This is a genomic window from Azospirillum sp. 11R-A (assembly GCF_049472615.1).
GTDB lineage: Bacteria > Pseudomonadota > Alphaproteobacteria > Azospirillales > Azospirillaceae > Azospirillum > Azospirillum palustre.
Genome location: NZ_JBCEBL010000022.1, coordinates 18,034 through 38,771, shown reverse-complemented (window position 1 = coordinate 38,771; position 20,738 = coordinate 18,034). Strand labels below are relative to the sequence as shown.

The window sequence follows — 20,738 nt, the reverse complement described above, 5'->3', positions numbered from 1 at the left end:
GGCACACTGGGGCCGGCGTCTTTCCCCGCACCGGATCCGGTCATGACCGTTCGCAACCTCGACAAGCTGTTCAAGCCCGCCTCCATCGCCCTGATCGGCGCCAGCCGCAAACCCGGCACGGTGGGGGCGGTGGTGGCCCGCAACCTGTTCCAGGCCGGCTTCGACGGGCCGGTGATGCCGGTCAATCCGACCGAGCGCGCGGTGGAAGGGGTGCTGACCTACAAGACGGTGGACAGCCTGCCGATCACGCCGGACCTGGGCGTCATCTGCACCGCCCCGGACACGGTGGCGGCGACCATCGACGCACTGGGCAAGCGCGGGACCAAGGCCGCCATCGTCATGACCAAGGGCATGTCGGCCGACCAGACCCAGGCGATGCTGGACACCGCCAAGCCCTATCTGATGCGGGTGCTGGGCCCGAACAGCCTGGGCGCCATGGTGCCCGGCCGCGGCATGAACGCCAGCTTCGCGCCGGTGGCGCCGCGCAAGGGCGACGTGGCGCTGGTGGCGCAAAGCTCCATGGTGCTGACCTCGGTCGCCGACTGGGCGACCTCGCGCGGGATCGGCTTCTCGCATCTGGTGTCCCTGGGCGACCGCGGCGACGTCGATTTCGGCGACCTGCTGGACTATCTGGCCTCCGACGTCACCGTGCGCGCCATCCTGCTCTATATCGAGAGCATCACCCAGGCCCGCAAATTCATGTCGGCCGCCCGCTCCGCCTCGCGCCAGAAGCCGGTGATCGTCATCAAGGCCGGCCGGTCGGACGAGGCGCAGGAGGCCGCGGCCAGCCACACAGGCGCCCTGGCGGTGTCGGACGCCGTGTATGACGCGGTGTTCCGCCGGGCCGGCGTGCTGCGGGTCAACGACCTGGCCGAGCTGTTCGACGCCGCCGGCACGCTGGGCACCGGGGTGCCGATCACCGGCGACCGGCTGGCGATCCTGACCAACGGCGGCGGCATGGGCGTGATGGCCACCGACAAGCTGATCCAGGCCGGCGGCCGGCTCGCCGCCATGGCGCCCGAGACGCAGGAGGCGCTGGCCAAGGCGCTGGGTCCGCAGCCGGGTGGGGGGCAGCCGGGCGGCGCACCCTTCCGCAACCCGCTGCGCATCGGTGCCGACGCCACGCCCAAGCGCTATGCCGAGGCGCTGAACGCGCTGATGCAGGACACCGGCAACGACGCCGTGCTTGTCCTGCACTGCCCGTCCGCCCTGACCGACAGCGAGGCCATCGCCCAGGCAGTGGCGGAGACGGTGCAGGCCAACAAGGCGCGCCGCCATCCGGTGCTGACCAGCTGGATCGGCGACCAGTCGGCGGTGGAGGCGCGCAAGCTGTTCGCCGACGGGCGCATCCCGACCTACAGCGGCCCGTCGGACGCGGTGCGCGCCTTCATGCATCTGGTGCGCTACCGCCGCAGCCAGCAGCTTCTGATGGAGACCCCGCCGTCGGTGGCCGAGGATTTCCAGCCCGACGAGATCACCGTGAAGAAGGTGATCTCCCGCGCCATGGCCGAGAAGCGCGAGTGGCTGAGCGAGTATGAGGCCAAGCGCGTGCTGGCCGCCTACGGCATCCCGGTGGTCGACACCCGCGTCGCCCAGACGCCGGAGGAGGCCGCCGCCGCCGCCCGCGTCATCGGCGGACCGATCGCGCTGAAGATCCTGTCGCACGACATCACCCACAAGTCTGACGTCGGCGGCGTCGCTCTCGGCCTGACCAGCCCGGAGGACGTGAAGGCGGAGGCCGAGGCCATGCTGGCCCGCGTCGCCGAGCTGGCGCCCGAGGCGAAGATCGAAGGCTTCACCGTGCAGGAGATGGCCGTCCGCCCCGATGCCTACGAGCTGATCGTCGGCATGACCGAGAACGAGATGTTCGGCCCGGTCCTGCTGTTCGGCGAGGGCGGCATCGGCGTCGAGGTGGTGGAGGATTACGCGCTGGCCCTGCCGCCGCTGAACATGAAGCTGGCGGCGGAGCAGATGAGCCGCACCCGCATCCACCGCCAGCTCCAGGGCTACCGCTCGCGCGCGGCGGTCGATCTGGACGCGGTGGCGCTGACGCTGAACAAGGTCAGCCAGCTGGTCGTCGATTTCCCCGAGATCGCGGAGATGGACATCAACCCGCTGCTGGCCGACGCAGAGGGCGTGACGGCGCTGGACGCCCGCATCAAGGTCGGCGTGCCGGCCCTGGCCGGGGCGGCGCGGCTGGCGATCCGCCCCTATCCGAAGTCGCTGGAAGACCGCATCACCATCAAGGACGGCCGCCAGTTCTTCGTCCGCCCGATCCTGCCGGAGGACGAGCCGCTGGTGCACCATCTGGTGGAGAACCAGACGGCGGAAGACCTGCGCCTGCGCTTCTTCGCCCCGCTGAAACGGCTGTCGCACCAGGCGGCGGCGCGGCTGACCCAGATCGACTACGACCGCGAGATGGGGCTGATCGCCGTCGGTCCCGACCCGCAGACCGGCGACACCATCATGTATGGCGTGGTGCGCATCACCGCCGACCCCGACAACCGCCGCGCCGAATATGCGGTGATGGTGCGGTCCGACATGAAGGGCCAGGGGCTGGGCTATATCATGATGAACAAGATCCTCGATTACGCCCGCTCGCGCGGCATCAAGGAGGTCTATGGCGAGGTTCTGCGCGAGAACACCAACATGCTGAACATGTGCCGCGCACTGGGTTTCGTCCGCAAGGAGAACCTGGACGAGCCCGGCGTGGTGGAGGTCCGCATCGAACTGGGCGGCGGGCTGGCGGCGTAAGAGTTTCTATACCGGCGGTTGACTACAGGCACGGATGGGGCAATATCAGGCTTGGCGGGCAGGGGGATTCCGCCCCCCTGTCCGCCAGCCCGATGCTAGCTGAAGAGATCAAGCAATCGCTTGACGATCTCCAACGCCAGGATCAGGAGTTGGAGGATTTCCTTCATCCTCTGTTCTCCTTGTGCGCAGCGGGGATGGCGGCCAGTCCGCCATCCCGTCCGCGCCGCCACTTTGGCGCACGCATAGGTATTGCGGAAGCGCTTTCACTCGCAAAATCAGGAATTTCAGAGATTGCGGCTCGCTGTCGCAGTCTTCGCCATTACGCCGGCCCCAGCACCACCTTCACGTCGGCGGGCTGGCCGAAGAAGGGGGCCGAGGTGATCAGCAGGCGGCAGCCGGCCGCGGCATAGGCGGCGGCGTTCGCCTCGGTCACGCCGCCGGCCGGGGCCACCACCGGCGGCGGCGTCAGGCTGCGCGTCGCCTCGATCACCGCGCGGGCGGCGGCGGGCGGCAGCTTTTCCAGCTGGATCACGTCGGCGCCGGCCTCCGCGAAGGCCAAGGCCTCCTCCATCGACCCGACCTCCACCACGATCTTCTTTTCCGGGGCCTTGCGGCGCAGCGCCGCGATCCAGGCCTCCGGAGCGTCGCTCAGGAAGGCGCGGTGTTCGGGGAAGACCAGCAGCGTTTCCGACAGGCCCAGCCGGTGCATCACCGCCCCGCCCGCCTGCACCGCCTTGACGCTGAGATCCTTGGCGCCGGGGAAGCTCTTGCGGGTGCAGGCGACGGTCACGCCGGGGGCGGCCTCGACGATGCGGCGGGCGCGGGTGGCGATGCCGGAGGCGTATTCGACCAGCGTCTGCGCCACCTTCCAGGCATGGTGCAGCGCCCCGGCCGGGCCGTCCGCCTCCAGGAAGAGCGCTCCGGCCTCGACGGCGGTGCCGCTGGGCTCGACGCGCAGGACCCGGCCGCCGGCCCTCTCCACCAGACGCGCCGCCTCCTCCGCCCCCGCCAGCACCATGGCGCCGCGGGCGGCGAAGCTCATGCGGGCATGACGGGCGGCGATGCCGAGCGAGCCGGTGGTCAGGTCGCCGTAGGGAACATCCTGCGCCAGAAGCGCGTCGAGGGCAGCGTCGGGCAGGATGGTCGTCATCGGCGGGATTTCCCTGTTGTAAGGTGGATTTACAGCCAGCCGCGCCGGCGGAAGTACCAGAGCGGGACCACCGCCGACAGCACCATCAGCAGGATGGCCATGGGGTAGCCGAACTCCCAGTCCAGTTCCGGCATGTGCTTGAAGTTCATGCCATAGGCGGACGCGATCAGCGTCGGCGGCATCAGCGCCACCGAGACGACCGAGAAGATCTTGATGATGGCGTTCTGTTCGATGTTGATCAGGCCCAGCGTGGCGTCGAGCAGGAAGTTCGCCTCGTGCGCCAGAAAGCCGGCATGTTCGGTCAGGGACCGCAAGTCGCGCGTCATCGTCTTCAGCGCGGTCTTCTGGTCCTTGTTCAGCCGCCCGCCGCTGACCGAGGTCATGAACACCACCAGCCGGTCGAGGCCGGCCAAGCTGTCGCGCACCTTGTGGGTCAGGTCGCCGGCACGGCCGATGCCGCGCAGCACGTCCTGCAGCTCGTCCGGCTTCTTGGCCGCCTTGCCGAAACCGCCGCCGTCCAGCGAATCGTCGAAGACGCGGGCCGACAGCTCGTCGATGCGGCCGCCGACCAGCTCCAGCACGTCGGCGACCCGGTCGATCACCGCGTCCAGCAGCCCGAACAGCGCACTCTCTCCCGTCGCCAGCAGTTCCGGCTGGCGGACGCAGCGGGCGGCGAAGGTGATGACCGGCAGCGGTTCGGTGTAGCGCAGCGTGATGAGGTGGCGCGGGGTCAGCACGAAAGTCAGCTCGCCCTGCTCGGGATGGGGCGAGGTGGCGCGCGAGATGATGGGAGAGGTCATGTAGATGCCCTCCCCCTCGACATAGAGCTGGCTGGAGGCCTCGATCTCCTTCATCTCCTCGCGCGTCGGCAGATCGCAGCCGGTCAGCGCGCCGACATGGGCGCGCTCCGCTTCGGTCGGACGCAGAAGGTCGATCCAGACCGCACCGCCCGGCAAAGGCTCGCCGAGTTCCAGCGGCTGGCGCACCACCCGCCCGTCTTCGGCACGGGCATGGACGGTGATCAAAGGGCAGCCTCTTCGGGCACCGGCGCGCCGGCGGCGCGGCAGGCCGCGGCCAGCGTGTTCAGCATCAGGCAGGCGATGGTCATCGGGCCGACGCCGCCGGGAACCGGCGTGATGGCGCCGGCGACCGTCACCGCCTCGTCGAAGGCGACGTCGCCGACCAGACGGGTCTTGCCCGGCTCCGCCGCGGCGACGCGGTTGATGCCGACATCGATCACGGTGGCGCCCGGCTTGATCCAGTCGCCGCGCACCATCTCCGGCCGGCCGACCGCCGCCACCAGGATGTCGGCGCGGCGGCATTCGCCGGCCAGATCGGCCGTGCGGGAATGGGCCAGCGTCACCGTGCAGTCGGCTTGCAGCAGCAGCTGCGCCATCGGCTTGCCGACGATGTTGGAGCGGCCGAGCACCAGCGCCCGCTTGCCCTTCAGGTCGCGGCCCAGCGTGTCGCGGATCAGCAGCAGGCTGCCCAGCGGCGTGCAGGGGACGATGGCGCCCGGCTGGCCGGTGGCGAGCAGGCCGGCATTGACGACGTGGAAGCCGTCGGCGTCCTTTTCCGGGACGATGCGGGCCAGCACCTTCTGGGTGTCGATGTGCTTGGGCAGCGGCAGCTGGACCAGGATGCCATGCACGGCGGGGTCGGCGTTCAGGCGGTCGATCAGCGCCAGCAGGTCGGCTTCGGCCATGTCGGCCGGCTCGTGATGGTCGAAGCTGTTCATGCCGAGTTCGACCAGCGCCCGCTCCTTGGAACGGACATAGACCTGGCTGGCCGCATCCTCGCCCACCAGCACGACGGCCAGACCGGGGGTGACGCCGTGGCTGGCCTTCAACGCCGCCACACCATCCGCCACCCGCGCACGCAGGCCGGCCGCAAAGGCCTTGCCGTCGATGATCTTCGCGTCCGCCATGCTACTCTCCACCCTCGCTGCCCACATCGTCGATCAGGGGCGACAGCCGCGCCAGCAATGCCGCCGGGTCGCCCGCCACATGCAAAATCTTGTTCCGGTCGGTGGCGCCGGCCACCACGGTCAGGCTGGTCTTGGGCAGTTTCCACGCCTTCGACAACAGTTTTATGACGGCCTCGTTCGCCTTGCCGTTTTCCGGCACCGCCGTGACCGCCAGCTTGAGCACCCGTTTCCCCTCCCCCTTCGCATCGACCGCATCGGCCGTGCCGGTCACCGCGTTGCGCGACGCCTTGGGCGTCACCCGCAGCGCCACCCGCAGCCCGTCGGCCACCGCCTCGAAGGGGGAGGAGGACGCCACGGTCAGAAGCGCGGCCAGTATTGGGCCATCAGGTTCTGGATGAAGGAGATCGCCAGCAGCACGACGATGGGCGACAGGTCCAGCCCGCCCAGGTTGGGCAGGACGCGGCGGATCGGGCGCAGCACCGGCTCGGTGATGCGGTACAGGAAATCGCCGATCAGGTAGACCGCGCGGTTGCGCGTGTTCACGATGTTGAACGCCACCAGCCAGCTGAGAATCGCCGACAGGATCAGGACCCAGAAGAACAGGTCGAGGATGGTGTTGATGAGCAAATACAGCGCGATCATGCCGGGCCAGCTCCAGGGCGGTTTTGCGACGGCCGCGCGCAGAGGGTTGCGCAGCGGGCGCCAGCCTTTTCCGGGCACCCTAAGCATAAGCGGCGAGACCTGTCCAGTACGGCGGCCCGCCGATCGGCCGGGCGGCCTGCGGCGGATCGGCCGTCCTATGCCCCGCCCCGCGCCCCCTCCCGATCCCTCTCCCACGTCATCGCACGCACACGTCATTTTTTCTGAATCAAGCGCTTGACAGCACCCCCCGCGATGGACAATATCCGCGCCACGCCGGGGCGACGAAGACGCAACGGTGTGAGTGTGGGGCCGTAGCTCAGCTGGGAGAGCGACGCGTTCGCAATGCGTAGGTCGGGAGTTCGATCCTCCTCGGCTCCACCATTTTCCCCTTCCCTCGAAGGGTGAGACAAGTCGGTAGAAGGTCAGCGGGCGTTGCCGGGAACGGCATCTGGCCCGCTTTTTCGTTTTGGGCCTTGCGCAGCCAGCAGACGTTGCCGGCGGACACGATGGCCCGCCGGCATCCATGATTGGAAAACTCGAAAGGCTCACCCGTTCTCCGCCAGCACCGTCCCGGCAAGGTAGAGCGAGCCGCAGATCAGCACGCGCGCCGGGGTTCGGCGGCCGGCCACCAGATCGGCAAGGGCGGCGTCCACCCCGTCGGCGGCGGCGTGGTCGCGGATGCCGCAGAGATTGGCGGTCTCACAGGATTCCTCGGCGGTGAAGCTGGCTTCCTCGCCGGGGATCGCCACCGCGCGCAGGGAATGGGTGAAGGGAGCCAGGGGCCCCAGGAACTCGAACGGATCCTTGCTGGACAGCATGCCGTAGATCAGCAGCAGCGGCAGAGAAGAGCCGCCATCCGATCCCTCATCCGGTTGCCCGCGCGACCAGTCGACCGCCTGGCGGGCCAGAACCTCGCCCGCCGAATCGTTGTGGCCGCCGTCCAGCCACAGCTCCCAGCCCGCGGGCAGGCTTTCGGCCAGCGGGCCGCGGGTCAGCCGTTGCAGGCGGGCCGGCCATTCGACGCCGGCAAGGCCACGGCGCACCGCCTCGTCGTCCACCGCCAGCGGCAGATGGTCGAGGCAGGCGATGGCGACGCCAGCATTGGTGATCTGGTGGGCGCCGGCCAGTCCGGGCATCGGCAGGTCGAGCCGCCGTCTGGTGCTCTCGAAGCGGAAGCCGTCCGGACGCTCTTCCACCGACCAGCTCTGGATCGGCGCGGCGATGGCGTTGGCGCGCAAGTTCAAGGCCTTCAGCGCGTCGGCCTCCGGCTGCGGCGCCAGGACCACCGGGATGCCGGGCTTGAAGATGCCGGCCTTCTCGCTGGCGATCTCCAGCAGCGAGTCGCCCAGGAACTGGCGGTGGTCGTAGGAGATGCGGGTGATCGCCGTCACCGCCGGCCTGTCCACCACATTGGTGGCGTCCAGCCGCCCGCCCAGCCCGGTCTCCAGCAGCACGACGTCGGCCGGCACGCGGGAGAAGGCGAGGAAGGCCGCGACCGTCGTCACCTCGAAGAAGGTGATCGGGTTGCCGGCGTTGGCGACCTCGCATTCCTCCAGCAGGGCGGCCAGATGATCGTCGTCGATCAGGCGCCCCCCCTGACGCCCGCCCAGGCGGATGCGCTCGTGGAAGCGGACGAGGTGCGGCGAGGTGTAGACATGGACGCGATGACCGGCCGCCTCCAGCATTGCGCGCAGGAAGGCGACCGTCGATCCCTTGCCGTTGGTGCCGGCGACATGGACCACCGGCGGCAGCTTCCGCTCCGGATGGTCCAGCGCCGCCAGCAGACGGTGCACCCGGTCCAGCGACAGGTCGATGATTTTGGGGTGAAGCCCCTTCAACCGATCCAGCACCGGGTCGGAACGGGTCGCCGCCAGCCTTGCGGACGGGTTGGCCAGCGGGGTCGGGGCGTCGCTCATGATCGTCTCTGGTCGGATGGTCGCGGGAGTGCTGCCGCTGGGGTATGGCCGGTCAGTCGTCGCCGGCCTGGACCGGCTCCGCCGTGGAGGCCGGCTGGGCCGCGGTCGCCTGGGTGGCAGGCGGCAGACCCGGCTGCGGCGTGCCCGGCTGGGCCACCGCCCCCTGAGGCAGCTGTGCCGGTTCGCCGCCGACGCCCTGGACAGCACCCTGGGCGGCGGTCAGGTCGAGATCCTCGACCACCGCGTCGATCCGCGGCGTCATCAGCAGGCCGATGGTGCGGACCAGCGTCGGGCGCAGGTCGCGGCGGTGGACGACCATGTCGACCATGCCGTGTTCCAGCAGATATTCGGAGCGCTGGAAGCCTTCCGGCAGGGTCTCGCGGATCGTGCTCTCGATCACGCGGGCACCGGCGAAGCCGATCTGCGCGCCCTTCTCGGCGATGTGGATGTCGCCCAGCATGGCGAAGCTGGCGGTGACGCCGCCGGTGGTCGGGTCGGTCAGCACCACGATGTAGGGCAGGCCGGCTTCCTTGACCATCTCCACCGCGATGGTGGTGCGCGGCATCTGCATCAGCGACAGGATGCCTTCCTGCATGCGGGCGCCGCCCGATGCCGGAACGACGATCAGCGGGGCGTTCTTCGCCACCGCCAGACGGGCGGCGGTCAGCAGCCCTTCGCCGACGGCGATGCCCATCGACCCGCCCATGAAGCCGAAGTCGAAGGCGGCGACCACGGCGGCATGGCCGCCGATGCGGCCCTCGCCGACGACGATGGCGTCGGTGCGGCCGGTCTTGGTCTGGGCTTCCTTCAGGCGGTCGGTGTAGCGCTTCTGATCGCGGAACTTCAGCGGGTCGGCGACCGACTTCGGCAGCTCGACACCCTCATAGGCGCCGTCGTCGAACATCGTCTCCAGCCGCTTGACCGGGCCGAGCCGCATGTGGAAGCCGCAATGCTGGCAGACATGGAGATTGTCCTCCAGCTCGCGGTGGAACAGCATCGACTCGCAGCTCGGGCACTTGTGCCAGAGGTTGTCGGGCACTTCCTTGCGGGCATAGAGCGCGCGGATCTTGGGGCGGACGTAGTTGGTAAGCCAGTTCATGGAACGCCTTTCAACGACATGGCGGTACGCCGAAGCCCGGCGGCGGCCGGACATCGGGTCCGTGCCGCACCGGGTTCTTCAGCCGGTCGTCGCCATGAGCGATCGTGTTGCAGGTGTCGTAAAGCGGTTTGCCGTCGTTGTAAACCGTCCGTCCCTCAGCCCCGCGCCGCGCGCACGCCCTTGGCCAGTTCGCCGACGAAGCCCAGAACGTCCTCGACCGTGCCCGGCCTGACCGCACCGGTCCCGTCGATCCCATCGGCAAGACGGGTGACGATGGCGGAGCCGACCACGGCGGCGTCGGCGACGCGGGCGACCTCGGCAGCCTGGTCCGGCGTCTTGATGCCGAAGCCGACGGCGACCGGCAGGTCGGTGTGGCGCTTCAGCCGGGCGACCGCCGCATCGATGGCGGTGTTCGACGCGCTGGCGGTGCCGGTGATGCCGGCGATCGACACGTAATAGACGAAGCCCGAGGTGTTGCGCATCACGGCGGGCATGCGCGCCTCGTCTGTGGTCGGCGTCGTCAGGCGGACGAAGCTGACGCCGGCCTTCACCGCCGGCAGGCACAGCTCCTCGTCCTCCTCCGGCGGCAGGTCGACGACGATCAGGCCGTCGACCCCGGCCTCGCGCGCCGCGGCCAGGAAGGGCTCCACCCCATAGGCATGGATCGGGTTGAAATAGCCCATCAGGATGATCGGGGTGTCGGCATCCAGCTTGCGGAAGCCGCGGACCATCTCCAGCGTCCTGCGCACCGTCATCCCGGCCTTCAGCGCGCGCAGCGAGGAGGCCTGGATCGCCGGGCCGTCGGCCATCGGGTCGGTGAAGGGCATGCCCAGCTCGATCAGGTCGGCACCGGCGGCCGGCAGGCCGTTCAGCACCGCCTGCGACACGGCGGGATCGGGATCGCCGGCGGTGATGAAGGTGACCAGACCGGCGCGGCCTTCCGCCTTCAGCGCGGCAAAACGGCGGGCGATGCGGCCATCGGCCAGAATGTCGGCGCTCACAGTTCCACTCCCAGATGCTTGGCGACGGAGAAGATGTCCTTGTCGCCGCGGCCCGACAGGCACAGCACCATCAGGTGGTCCTTGGGCAGTTTCGGTGCGCGCTTGATCACCTCGGCTAGGCCGTGGGCGGATTCCAGCGCCGGGATGATGCCCTCGGTGCGGGCGCAGAGCTGGAAGGCGTCCAGCGCCTCCTGGTCGGTGGCATAGGCGTATTCGACGCGGCCGACATCGTGCAGCCAGCTGTGCTCCGGCCCGATGCCGGGATAGTCGAGGCCGGCGGAGATCGAGTGGCCTTCGAGGATCTGGCCGTCCTCGTCCTGCAGCAGGTAGGTGCGGTTGCCGTGCAGCACGCCGGGACGCCCGCCGTTGATCGAGGCGGCATGGTCGAGCGGACCCTTCTCGATGCCGCGGCCGGCGGCCTCGACGCCGATCATCTGCACCGAGGGATCGTCGAGGAAGGGATGGAACAGGCCGATGGCGTTGGATCCGCCGCCGACGCAGGCGACCAGGCTGTCGGGCAGGCGGCCTTCCAGCTCCTGCATCTGGGTGCGCACCTCGTCGCCGATCACCGACTGGAAGTCGCGGACCATGGCGGGATAGGGGTGCGGGCCGGCGGCGGTGCCGATGATGTAGAAAGTGTCGGCGACGTTGGTGACCCAGTCGCGCAGCGCCTCGTTCATCGCGTCCTTCAGCGTGCCGCTGCCCGACGTCACCGGGCGGACTTCGGCGCCCAGCAGCTTCATGCGGAAGACGTTGGGCTGCTGGCGGGCGATGTCGGTCTCGCCCATGTAGATGACGCAGGGCATGTCGTAGAGCGCGCAGACCGTCGCGGTCGCCACGCCATGCTGGCCGGCGCCCGTCTCGGCGATGATGCGGGTCTTGCCCATGCGCCGGGCCAGCAGGATCTGGCCGATGCAGTTGTTGATCTTGTGCGCGCCGGTGTGGTTCAGCTCCTCGCGCTTGAAGTAGACCTTGGCCCCACCCAGCCGTTCGGTCAGGCGTTCCGCGTAATAGAGCGGGTTGGGCCGGCCGACATACTGCTTCAGCTGCTGGCGCATCTCGCCTTCGAAGGCGGGATCGGCGCGCGCCTCGCGATAGGCCTTCTCGACTTCCAGGATCAGGGGCATCAGCGTCTCGGCGACGAAGCGGCCGCCAAAGATTCCGAAATGCCCGCGCTCGTCGGGACCGGAGCGGTAGGTGTTCAGTTTGGTCATCGTCTGCGGCACTGCCTGAAGTCGAAGGGAAGCTGTTTGTCAGGTGGGCGGCATCGGGTCCGGACACCGGCCAAGCGCGACACCATACCGGCGGGACGCGCCGATTTGAAGCGCCGGACGGCGGGACTCCGTGAATACCACCCGTCCGCATACATGGAGCGGGGCTTTGCAGCGGCAAGGCCGCGCCCTATACACTGGCACCTTCTTCATTGCGGAGCATGCTTGCGATGACTGAGCGGACGCCGCCGTCGCTTCTCCCCACGGACGGTCAGCCGGCGCCATGCCGGATTCTGGTGGTGGAGGACAGTCCGCTGAACCAGATGCTCGTCACCGCCATCCTGGCGCAGGCCGGGCACCGCGCCGACACCGCCGGCAACGGGCTGGAGGCGGTGATGGCGGCGCAGGCCGGCGGCTACGACCTGATCCTGATGGACCTGTCGATGCCGGAGATGGACGGGCTGACCGCCACCCGCCTGCTGCGCGATCTGCCGGGGCCGGCCGGCCGGGTGCCGGTGGTGGCCATGACCGCCGACACCGACGAGGCCGACCGCGTCCGCTGCCAGCACGCCGGCATGAACGACCATGTCGCCAAGCCGGTCGACCGGGCACAGCTGCTGGAGACGGTGGAGAAATGGCTGCGGGCCTCGGAATGGCGGGCCTCGGCCTCGCCGGACATGTCGTCCGGCTTCGGCCTCTGCGCGTCGGCCGCGCCGGCGGCAGCGGGCGAGGTGCTGGACCGCGAGGTGCTGGCCCAGCTGGCGCAGGATCTGGATGCGGAGTTGCTGACCGACGTGCTGCGGCAGTTCGTGGAGGAGACCCGCGAACGGGTGGCGCGCATCGCCGGGGAGACTGACCGCACCGTCCTGACGCGCGAGGCGCACACGCTGAAAAGCACCGCCGGGACCTTCGGCGCCAGCACCCTGTGCAGCGCCGCCCGCGCGCTGGAGATGGCGTGCCGGGCATCCCTGGCGGAGCGGGAGGAAGCCGAAAAAGGGGATGGGGACGGGGTGGCGGACGGGTCGGCGGACACGGTGGAAAGGCTGCGCGGCGAGATTCCCCGGCTGGCCGGGGATGCCATCGCGGCCTACCGCGCCGCCGGGTATCCGGTCTGACTGTATCCGGTCCGACTCAGCGCGGACCCGTCACTCGACGACGCTGATGTTCACGGCGGAGTCCTTGCCGTTGTCGCCGCGGGCGACCTCGAACTGGACACGCTGGCCCTCCGACAGGGCATGCAGGCCGGAGCGCTGAACCGCGGTGATGTGCACGAACACGTCCTTCGAACCGGCCTCCGGCGCGATGAAGCCGTAACCTTTGCTGGTGTTGAACCATTTTACGGTACCGTTGGTCATGGGCCTCCCCCTTATAGTCACTGCAAGACAAGTCTTTGGCAAAACGGCTGGGTCCAAGATCGCCGGCATCGGCCGCGCCGTGAGGCCTGCCGGGCAAGCGGAACCAAGACATTGTGCGGGGAGGCTAGCCGCATGCTGTGGTTGCGGGCAATTCCATCTCACGGCATAGGACTAACGACGGCAAAATCCGGAGTGGAATTACGACCAAGGCGACGGAGCTTTGTCGAAGGGTATTAGCCCGTTTCTTGACGGATTCCGGGCATGAGGCGGATTTTCTTGCCGAAATAAAGGGTTAGGTCGAAGCAGGTCTGACGCGTCGGTCCGGTCGCCGGACGTGGCTACAGCTTCCCCTCGGCCTGCCAGGCCAGACGCTTGCGGTAGATCGTGGAGGCGCTGATCTGCAACAGGGCGGCGGCGCGCGGAATGTTGCCGTCACAGGCCGCGATGGCGTCCTCGATGGCGTCCTTCTCGACCTCCCACAGCGGCTTGATGGCGTCGGGGGAGAGCGGGACATGGGGCCGCGGGGCGGCGGCGGCACCGGCCGGCGCGGCGGCGGCCAGTATTTGCAACGGCTGCGGCGTGCCGAGAGGCGACGGCAGCATCTCGGGCGTCACGGTGTCGCCGTCATGCAGGACCGCGACGATGCGCACGACATTCTGCAATTGGCGGACGTTGCCCGGCCAGTGGTAGTGGCGCAGCGCATGTTCGGTCTGGGGCGAGAAGCGGGTGAAGCCCTTCTTCTCCTCCTTGGCGAACTCGGCCAGATAGTGGCGGGCGATCTCCAGCACGTCGTCCTCGCGCTCGCGCAGCGGCGGCAGATGGATGGGGATGACGTGCAGGCGGTAATAGAGATCCTCGCGGAACCGCCCCTCCTCCACCTCGCGCAGCGGATCGCGGTTGGTGGCGCAGACGATGCGCAGGTCGACCTTCTCCAGCTTCGAGCCGCCGACGGGGGTGAAGGTGCCGGTCTGGATGAAGCGCAGCAGCTTGGTCTGGAGATCGGGCGCCAGCTCGCAGATCTCGTCCAGGAACAGGGTGCCGCCGTCGGCACGCGCCGCCGCACCCTCGCGGTCGGACACCGCCCCGGTGAAGCTGCCCTTCACATGGCCGAAGATCTCGCTTTCCATGAGATCCTTCGGGATGGCGCCGCAGTTGATGGCGATGAAGGGCTTCGAGGCCCGCTGGCTCTGGCGGTGGATCGCCTCGGCGCAGACCTCCTTGCCGGTGCCGGACTCGCCGGTGATGAAGACGGTGGCGCGCGACGACGCGGCGCTGTCGACGATGCGGTAGACCGCCTGCATCGCCAGCGACGAGCCGATGAAGCCGTGGTAACGGGCGCGGTTCAGGTCCTTCTCGAAGGTGTCGACCAGCTGGGCCAGCCGCAGCCGCTCCATCGCGTTGCGGACCGTCACCACCAGCCGGTCGGCGGAGAAAGGCTTCACCAGGAAATCGTAGGCGCCGTAGCGCATCGCCTCGACCGCAGCCTTCACCGAGCCGTGGGCGGTGATGACGATGACGGCGCAGGGCAGCGCCTGGGCGTCGATGCGTTTCAGCACCTCCATCCCGTTCATGTCCGGCAGCTGCAAATCCAGCAGAACCACCATCGGCGCGCCGTCGTTCAGCTGCGCCAGCGCGTCGGCCCCGGTTTCCACCGAGATGACGGTGTGGGATTCCTTTTTCAGGTATTCCGCGTAGACACGGGCCAGCGAGGGCGTGTCTTCGATCAGCAGGACGGGGATGGAACCGGGCGGCATGCTGTGTGCGACACGCGAAGGTAGGGACGGGACAGCTCCTATTGTCTAACAGATAATTCTGAAAATCCCACCCCTACGCGCATGCGGGCAGCCACGAACGGATCGAAATCGTCAACGGACCGGATCTGTCGCGGCCCAGCCGCTTGCCGGGGGCGGCGCGATGAACTATCAGCAGCGGTCATGAGGCGTCGGGAAGCGGGCGCCGGAAAGAGGGGGTTCGCATGGCCGATCACGCCATTCTGGCCGGCAAGCGCGTTCTGCTGGTCATCGCCGGCGGCATCGCCGCCTACAAGAGCCTGGAGCTGATCCGCCGCCTGCGCGAGCGCGGCGTGACGGTGCGGGCGGTGCTGACCGAGGCCGGCGCCCGCTTCGTTACCCCGTTGTCGGTACAGGCGCTGACCGAGGATACCGTCTACCGCGACCTGTGGTCGCTGACCGACGAGTCGGAGATGGGCCACATCCGCCTGTCGCGCGAGGCCGACCTGCTGGTGGTGGCGCCGGCCACCGCCAACCTGCTGGCGCGGATGGCCGCCGGCATGGCCGACGATCTGGCCGCCACCGTGCTGCTCGCCACCGACAAGCCGGTGCTGGTCGCCCCCGCCATGAATGTCCGCATGTGGCAGCATGCCGCGACCCAGGCCAACATGGCGCTGCTGGAAAGCCGCGGCGTGCTGCGCGTCGGCCCCAACGAGGGCGTGATGGCCTGCAACGAGTTCGGTCCCGGCCGCATGGCCGAGCCGATGGAGATCGTCGAGGCCATCGCCGGCATCTTCACCGCGGAGGCGCACCGTCCGCTGGCCGGACGCCGCGCCATCGTCACCAGCGGCCCGACCCACGAGCCGATCGACCCGGTGCGCTACATCGCCAACCGCTCATCCGGCAGGCAGGGCCACGCCATCGCCGCGGCGCTGGCGACGCTGGGAGCCGAGGTGACGCTGGTCAGCGGCCCGACCCGCCTGCCCGACCCGGCCGGTTGCAGCGTCGTCCATATCGAGACGGCGCGCGAGATGCTGGCGGCCTGCGAGGCGGCCTTGCCGGCCGACATCGCCGTCTGCGCCGCCGCGGTGGCGGACTGGCGCGTCGACGGTGCCGGCGACCGCAAGCTGAAGAAGGACGGCAGTGGCCCGCCCGCCCTGGCGCTGACCGAGAACCCCGACATCCTCGCCACCCTGTCCCGCCCCGGCGACCGCCGCCCGGCCCTGGTCGTTGGCTTCGCGGCGGAGACCGGCGACGTGCTTGCCTATGCCACCGCCAAGCGCGCCCGCAAGGGCTGCGACTGGATCGTCGCCAACGACGTCTCCCCCGGCACCGGCACCTTCGGCGGTAGCGACAACACCGTCCACCTGATCCGTGCCGATGGCATGGAGTCCTGGCCCACCATGGCCAAGGACGCCGTCGCCGCCCGGCTGGCCGAGGCGGTGGCGAAGCACTTCACCGAGACTTTGACGGCGGAGTAGCGTCTACCCGGCGCCCGTCCCGCCATCCGAACACGAGGAACCGCTCCATGTCTTCCACCTTGTCGCCTACCGTCGCCTTCCTCCGCCTGCCCGGCAACGACGACCTGCCGCTGCCCTCCTACGCGACCGATGGCGCCGCCGGCTTCGACCTGCGCGCCGCGGTGCCGGCGGACGCCCCCGTCACGCTGGAGCCCGGCAAGCGGGTGCTGGTGCCGACCGGCTTCGCCGTCGGGCTGCCGGCGGGGTGGGAGATGCAGATCAGGCCGCGTTCCGGGCTGGCGGTGGAGAACGGCGTCACCGTGCTGAACACGCCGGGCACCGTCGATTGCGACTATCGCGGGCCGGTCGGCGTCTGCCTGATCAATCTGGGCGAGGAGTCCTTCGCCATCGCCCGCGGCGACCGCGTCGCCCAGGCGGTGATCGCCGAGGCGCCCCGGGCGGTGCTGGTCGAGGTCGCCTCGCTGGACGAGACCGCGCGGGGTGCCGGCGGCTTCGGGTCCACCGGCGTCGCCTGAACCGGCTGGAAACACACCCCTGACTTCGCCCCACCCCTCCCCCGCTTTCTATGGCATGATCGCCAGGCCGATGGGGGTAGGTCGGCAGCGGGCGAGGGGGTGGGCATGCGGGGTCCCCGGCTGAACCTGGGGCGGAGCCTGAGGCTCAATCTGGGGCGGAGCGTGGCGTTCCGCATCCTGGCGGGGTTGACGGTCATCGGCGGGCTGGCCGCGGCGACCAGCGTCGTCGCCGTCTCGCTGTTCTCGCGTTTCCACCAGGGGTACGAGCAGATCGCCACCGCCAAGGTGCCGGGGCTGGTCGCCGCCGCCCAGCTGGTGCAGCAGAGCGGCGCCGTCGCCGCCATCGCCCCCGCCCTGGTCGCCGCCCAGGACCAGACCGCGCGCGAGGCGGTGATGGCGCGGATGGGCGACCAGATCGTCCGGCTGGAACAGCTGATGGCCCGGCTGATCGCCCATGGCGGCGCCGTGCGTTTCGCCGATCAGCCCGGCGGCAGGACGGGCGGCAGCCGCGCCGAAAGCAGCCGGGCCGATCTGGGCGAGCTGGACCGCCGCAAGAACGAACTGGTCGGCACGCTGCTGACCCTGAACTCCCAGGTCCGCCAGCAGCTGGCCCTGACCGCCGAGACCAGCACCCGCGCCCAGGCGCTGGCCACCCTGACCGGCCGGCTGGGCGCCGCCGAGTCGCAGGAGGCCGAAGGCGCCTGGACCATGGAGCTGCGGGCCGGTCTGCCCGATGCCGAGGCGGCGGAGCGCAGCCGCGAGGCGCTGGAACGCTGGCGCCGCGAGCTGACCGGAGCGGCGACCACGCTGCTGGCGGCGCTGCGCGCCGACCGCGACAGCCAGCTGGACCGTCTCCAGGCCGACACCCGCACCGCGCTCGACAATGCCGCGGAGGCGCTGGCCCTGCTGCCGGCCGAACAGGCCGCCCGGCTGGAGCCGTTGCAGCGCGAACTGGTGGAGCAGGCGTTCGGCCGCTCGCCCCTGTTCTCCCTGCGCGAGGCGGAGCTGTCGCTGCACCGGTCGATCAAGCGGTCGGCCGCGCGCAACCAGGCGGTCTCCGACCAGCTGGTCGGCATCGTCTCCGACTATTTCCTGGCGGTGGAGCAGGATGTCGCCCACCGGTCCGGCGAGTTCGAACGGGTGATCCGCGACGGCGAGCGGGCGGTGATCGCCATGGCCGTGCTGTCGATCCTGGGCGCCGCCGCCATCTTCGCCTACATCCACCGCAATGTGGTGGCGCGGCTGCGCCGCCTGCGCAGCGCCATGCAGGCGGTGGAGACGGCCGGGCCGGCCGGAATGCCGGGCCCGACTCCGGGTCTGGCACCGGGCTCGATGCCCGATCCGCTGTCCCATCTGGACCTGCCCGCCTCCACCCCGTCCGGCAGCCGGGACGAGATCGGCGAGATGGCGCGGGCGCTGTCCTATTTCGTCACCACCATCCGCGCCCGGGAAAGCGCGCTGGCCGACGGCGAGCGCCGGCTGCGCACCATCCTGGAACAGAGCCCGGTCGGCGTCTCCATCGGCCGCGCCGACGGCACCGTCGCCTTCGCCAACGCCCGCGCCGCCGAGCTGGCCGGCCGGCCGCTGGAGGATTTCGTCGGCAGCCGCCACGCGCTGGCCCTGCCCGGCGCCAGCATCAGCCGGGGCGGAACCGGCCAGGACTGGGAGGCGGAAAGCGGCGGCGTGCTGGTGCGCGATGCCGAGGTGGCGGTCGACCGCCCCGACGGCAGCCGGGTCTGGGCCTTGCAGACGCTCCAGCGCACCAGCTTCGAGGGCGAGCCGGCGGTGCTGGCCTGGAGCTACGACATCACCGCGCGCAAGCAGGCGGAGGAGGCGCTGCGCAGCGCCAAGGAGCAGGCGGAGATCGCCGCCCGGTCCAAGGCCGAATTCCTGGCGACGATGAGCCACGAGATCCGCACGCCGATGAACGGCGTCCTGGGCATGCTGGAGCTGATGGCCCTGACCCCGCTGGACGAGGAGCAGCGCACGCTGGTCTCGACCATGCGCGACAGCGGGGCGGCCTTGCTGCGGATCATCGACGACATCCTGGATTTGTCGAAGATCGAGGCGGGCAAGCTGGAGCTAGAGGAGCTGGAGCTGCGCCCGGCCGATCTGGTGGAGGGGGTGTCCGACCTGCTGGCGCCCCAGGCCCACCAGAAGGGGCTGGCGCTGATCTGCGCCATCGACCGGTTGGTGCCGGACCGGCTGCGCGGCGATTCCGGCCGGCTGCGCCAGATCCTGTTCAACCTGACCGGCAACGCCATCAAGTTCACCGACCGCGGCCGGGTGGTGCTGCGCGTCGGCACCGTCGGTCCCGTCAACGCCGACACCGACGCCAATCCAGCCCGGCCGGACCATGTCCGCCTGCATGTGGCGGTGGAGGACACCGGGATCGGCATCGGGCCGGAGGGGCAGGCCCGGCTGTTCCAGCCCTTCAGTCAGGCCGACAGCTCCACCACCCGCCGGTTCGGCGGCACCGGGCTGGGGCTGGCGATCTGCACCCGGCTGATCGAGCGGATGGGCGGGCGGATCGGCGTCACTTCGGTGCCCGGCGCCGGATCCACCTTCTGGTTTACGGTGGAATTGCCGCGTGCGCCGGAGCCCCTGTCATCGCCCCTGCCCCCGGCACCGCTGGACGGCCTGCCGGTCCTCGTCGCCGACGAGGACGAGGTGCAGCGCGCGGTGCTGGCCTGCTATCTGGAGCAGGGCGGGGCGGCGGTGACGGTCTCCTCCTCGGTGGCCGACACGGCATCGAAGCTGGGGCGGGGCGGCTTCGGGCTGCTGGTGACGACGACGGCGCTGGCCGGCCGGCTGGACCCGCTGGTTGGCGCCTGCGCTCCGGGATTGCCGCGGCTCCTGCTCGGCGACGGGCGGACAACGGGCGGTGGGGCGGCTGGCGGCGGGGCGGTCGCCTCTCCCCACACCGTTTCAGGGTCGGCGGCCGGGCTGGTGCAGCCGGTCCACCGTGCCGCCCTGATCCGCGCCGCGGCCACGCTGACCGGCCGCACGGCCCCGGATGCCATCGGCGCAGAGCCGGCCGGCCAGCCGCCGGCACGCAATGCCGATTCCGGTGCCGCAGCACCCGGACCGGCGGACACCGCCGGCCACGGCCCCATCCTGGTGGCGGAGGACCATCCGACCAACCAGCAGGTCGTGCTGCGCCAGCTGCGCCGGCTGGGCTATGCGGCGGAACTGGCGGCCGACGGCGAGCAGGCGCTGGCGGCGTGGCGCGTCGGCCGGCACCGGCTGATCGTCACCGACTGCCACATGCCGGTGATGGACGGCTACGAGCTGGCCCGCCGCATCCGGGCGGAGGAACGGGACGGGCGGCGGCGCACCTCCATCGTCGCCATGACCGCCAATGCCCTGTCCGGCGAGATGGAGCGCTGTCTGGCCGCCGGGATGGACGACTACCTCGCCAAGCCGGTGACGCTGGCGCAGCTGTCCCAGGTGCTGGGCCGCTGGCTGGAGGCCCGCCCCCCACCGGCGGAGGCACCGATACCCGCACCGGCCGCCGCGGAGGAGGCGCTTCCGGTTCTCGACCTCGACCATGTGCGCGAAACCTTCGGCTGCACGGCGGAGAACGGCCTGGATGACGGCACGCTCGACATGATGGATTTCTTCATCGAGACGACGCGCCCGACGCTGGAGCGGGTGCGGCAGGCGCTCGACGCCGGCGATCGCGAGGAGGCGCGGGCCGCCGCCCATTCGGCCGCCGGGGCGGCGCGGACCGCCGGGGCGAAGGCGCTGGCCGCCGCCTGCACGGCGCTCGAACGCGCCGTCGTCGAGGGGCGCGAAACCGACATGGCCCGCCATGCCAACGCCATGGCTGCGGCCTTTCCCGAGGTCGAAAAGGCGATTTGCGCCCTGCGCCACACGAAAGAGACGGTGCCCAGCCCGGAAGAGAGCATGGCGTGACCGGACGTGTTGGAGCGAAATCTACCTGGGCGGGAACGG

16 protein-coding genes and 1 tRNA gene are annotated in these 20,738 nt (G+C 70.1%); 6 read left to right on the top strand and 11 right to left on the bottom strand.

The window, feature by feature from the left end; all coding sequences use genetic code 11:
• Positions 1-42 precede the first annotated feature (42 nt).
• Positions 43-2,754 (top strand): bifunctional acetate--CoA ligase family protein/GNAT family N-acetyltransferase, encoded by a 2,712-nt coding sequence (locus VH569_RS24870; protein WP_423318797.1) that lies wholly within the window; start codon positions 43-45, stop codon positions 2,752-2,754.
• Between the two features lie 319 nt (positions 2,755-3,073).
• On the opposite strand, the gene modD is transcribed toward VH569_RS24870, so the two are convergent.
• The 5 genes from modD to VH569_RS24845 are packed head-to-tail and all read right to left on the bottom strand — an operon-like array spanning position 3,074 to position 6,473.
• Positions 3,074-3,904: a ModD protein gene (gene modD, locus VH569_RS24865; protein ID WP_423318795.1), complete on the bottom strand. Its 831-nt coding sequence runs from the start codon at positions 3,902-3,904 to the stop codon at positions 3,074-3,076.
• A 29-nt stretch (positions 3,905-3,933) separates the two neighbouring features.
• Entirely contained in the window at positions 3,934-4,929 is a 996-nt protein-coding gene (locus tag VH569_RS24860) for a magnesium transporter CorA family protein (protein ID WP_109490515.1), read from the bottom strand.
• The gene (gene folD / locus VH569_RS24855; protein ID WP_423318794.1) at positions 4,926-5,831 is read right to left on the bottom strand and encodes a bifunctional methylenetetrahydrofolate dehydrogenase/methenyltetrahydrofolate cyclohydrolase FolD; all 906 of its coding nucleotides are present in this window, start codon (positions 5,829-5,831) and stop codon (positions 4,926-4,928) included. Before folD ends, VH569_RS24860 begins: the two co-directional genes overlap by 4 nt.
• A 1-nt stretch (position 5,832) precedes the next feature.
• Positions 5,833-6,186: a DUF167 family protein gene (locus VH569_RS24850; protein ID WP_174474097.1), complete on the bottom strand. Its 354-nt coding sequence runs from the start codon at positions 6,184-6,186 to the stop codon at positions 5,833-5,835.
• A 2-nt stretch (positions 6,187-6,188) separates the two neighbouring features.
• Entirely contained in the window at positions 6,189-6,473 is a 285-nt protein-coding gene (locus VH569_RS24845; protein WP_109095889.1) for a YggT family protein, read from the bottom strand.
• A 305-nt stretch (positions 6,474-6,778) separates the two neighbouring features.
• Here VH569_RS24845 and VH569_RS24840 point away from each other — a divergent pair.
• Positions 6,779-6,854: transfer RNA gene (locus VH569_RS24840), tRNA-Ala, on the top strand.
• Positions 6,855-7,018: 164 nt separating this feature from the next.
• Here the strand turns inward: VH569_RS24840 and VH569_RS24835 are convergent.
• The 4 genes from VH569_RS24835 to trpB all read right to left on the bottom strand — a co-directional run bounded on the left by VH569_RS24835 (position 7,019) and on the right by trpB (position 11,703).
• Entirely contained in the window at positions 7,019-8,389 is a 1,371-nt protein-coding gene (locus tag VH569_RS24835) for a bifunctional folylpolyglutamate synthase/dihydrofolate synthase (protein ID WP_423318791.1), read from the bottom strand.
• 52 nt (positions 8,390-8,441) lie between these two features.
• Positions 8,442-9,488: an acetyl-CoA carboxylase, carboxyltransferase subunit beta gene (gene accD / locus VH569_RS24830; RefSeq protein ID WP_423318789.1), complete on the bottom strand. Its 1,047-nt coding sequence runs from the start codon at positions 9,486-9,488 to the stop codon at positions 8,442-8,444.
• 155 nt (positions 9,489-9,643) lie between these two features.
• Positions 9,644-10,489, bottom strand: a complete 846-nt coding sequence (trpA, locus tag VH569_RS24825) for a tryptophan synthase subunit alpha (protein WP_423318787.1) — start codon at positions 10,487-10,489, stop codon at positions 9,644-9,646.
• Complete coding sequence (gene trpB / locus VH569_RS24820; RefSeq protein WP_423318785.1) at positions 10,486-11,703, bottom strand: tryptophan synthase subunit beta; 1,218 nt, start codon at positions 11,701-11,703, stop codon at positions 10,486-10,488. The genes trpA and trpB overlap by 4 nt, the downstream gene beginning before the upstream one ends.
• 227 nt (positions 11,704-11,930) lie before the next feature.
• Between trpB and VH569_RS24815 the strand changes: the two genes are divergently transcribed.
• The gene (locus VH569_RS24815) at positions 11,931-12,815 is read left to right on the top strand and encodes a response regulator (protein WP_423318783.1); all 885 of its coding nucleotides are present in this window, start codon (positions 11,931-11,933) and stop codon (positions 12,813-12,815) included.
• A gap of 30 nt (positions 12,816-12,845) precedes the next feature.
• Here the strand turns inward: VH569_RS24815 and VH569_RS24810 are convergent, their stop codons facing one another.
• Together VH569_RS24810 and VH569_RS24805 are read right to left on the bottom strand one after the other, a co-directional pair.
• Complete coding sequence (locus VH569_RS24810) at positions 12,846-13,055, bottom strand: cold-shock protein (protein ID WP_098740770.1); 210 nt, start codon at positions 13,053-13,055, stop codon at positions 12,846-12,848.
• Between the two features lie 338 nt (positions 13,056-13,393).
• Positions 13,394-14,809 (bottom strand): sigma-54-dependent transcriptional regulator, encoded by a 1,416-nt coding sequence (locus tag VH569_RS24805; RefSeq protein WP_423318781.1) that lies wholly within the window; start codon positions 14,807-14,809, stop codon positions 13,394-13,396.
• A 221-nt stretch (positions 14,810-15,030) separates the two neighbouring features.
• On the opposite strand from VH569_RS24805, the gene coaBC reads away from it, so the two are divergent.
• The 3 genes from coaBC to VH569_RS24790 all read left to right on the top strand — a co-directional run bounded on the left by coaBC (position 15,031) and on the right by VH569_RS24790 (position 20,699).
• Positions 15,031-16,266, top strand: a complete 1,236-nt coding sequence (gene coaBC / locus VH569_RS24800; protein ID WP_423318779.1) for a bifunctional phosphopantothenoylcysteine decarboxylase/phosphopantothenate--cysteine ligase CoaBC — start codon at positions 15,031-15,033, stop codon at positions 16,264-16,266.
• Between the two features lie 47 nt (positions 16,267-16,313).
• A complete protein-coding gene (gene dut, locus VH569_RS24795) occupies positions 16,314-16,781 on the top strand; it encodes a dUTP diphosphatase (RefSeq protein ID WP_423318777.1) in 468 nt (155 codons plus the stop codon).
• Positions 16,782-16,943: 162 nt separating this feature from the next.
• Positions 16,944-20,699, top strand: coding sequence for an ATP-binding protein (locus VH569_RS24790; RefSeq protein ID WP_423318775.1), 3,756 nt, complete (start codon positions 16,944-16,946; stop codon positions 20,697-20,699).
• The last annotated feature ends 39 nt before the right edge of the window (positions 20,700-20,738 follow it).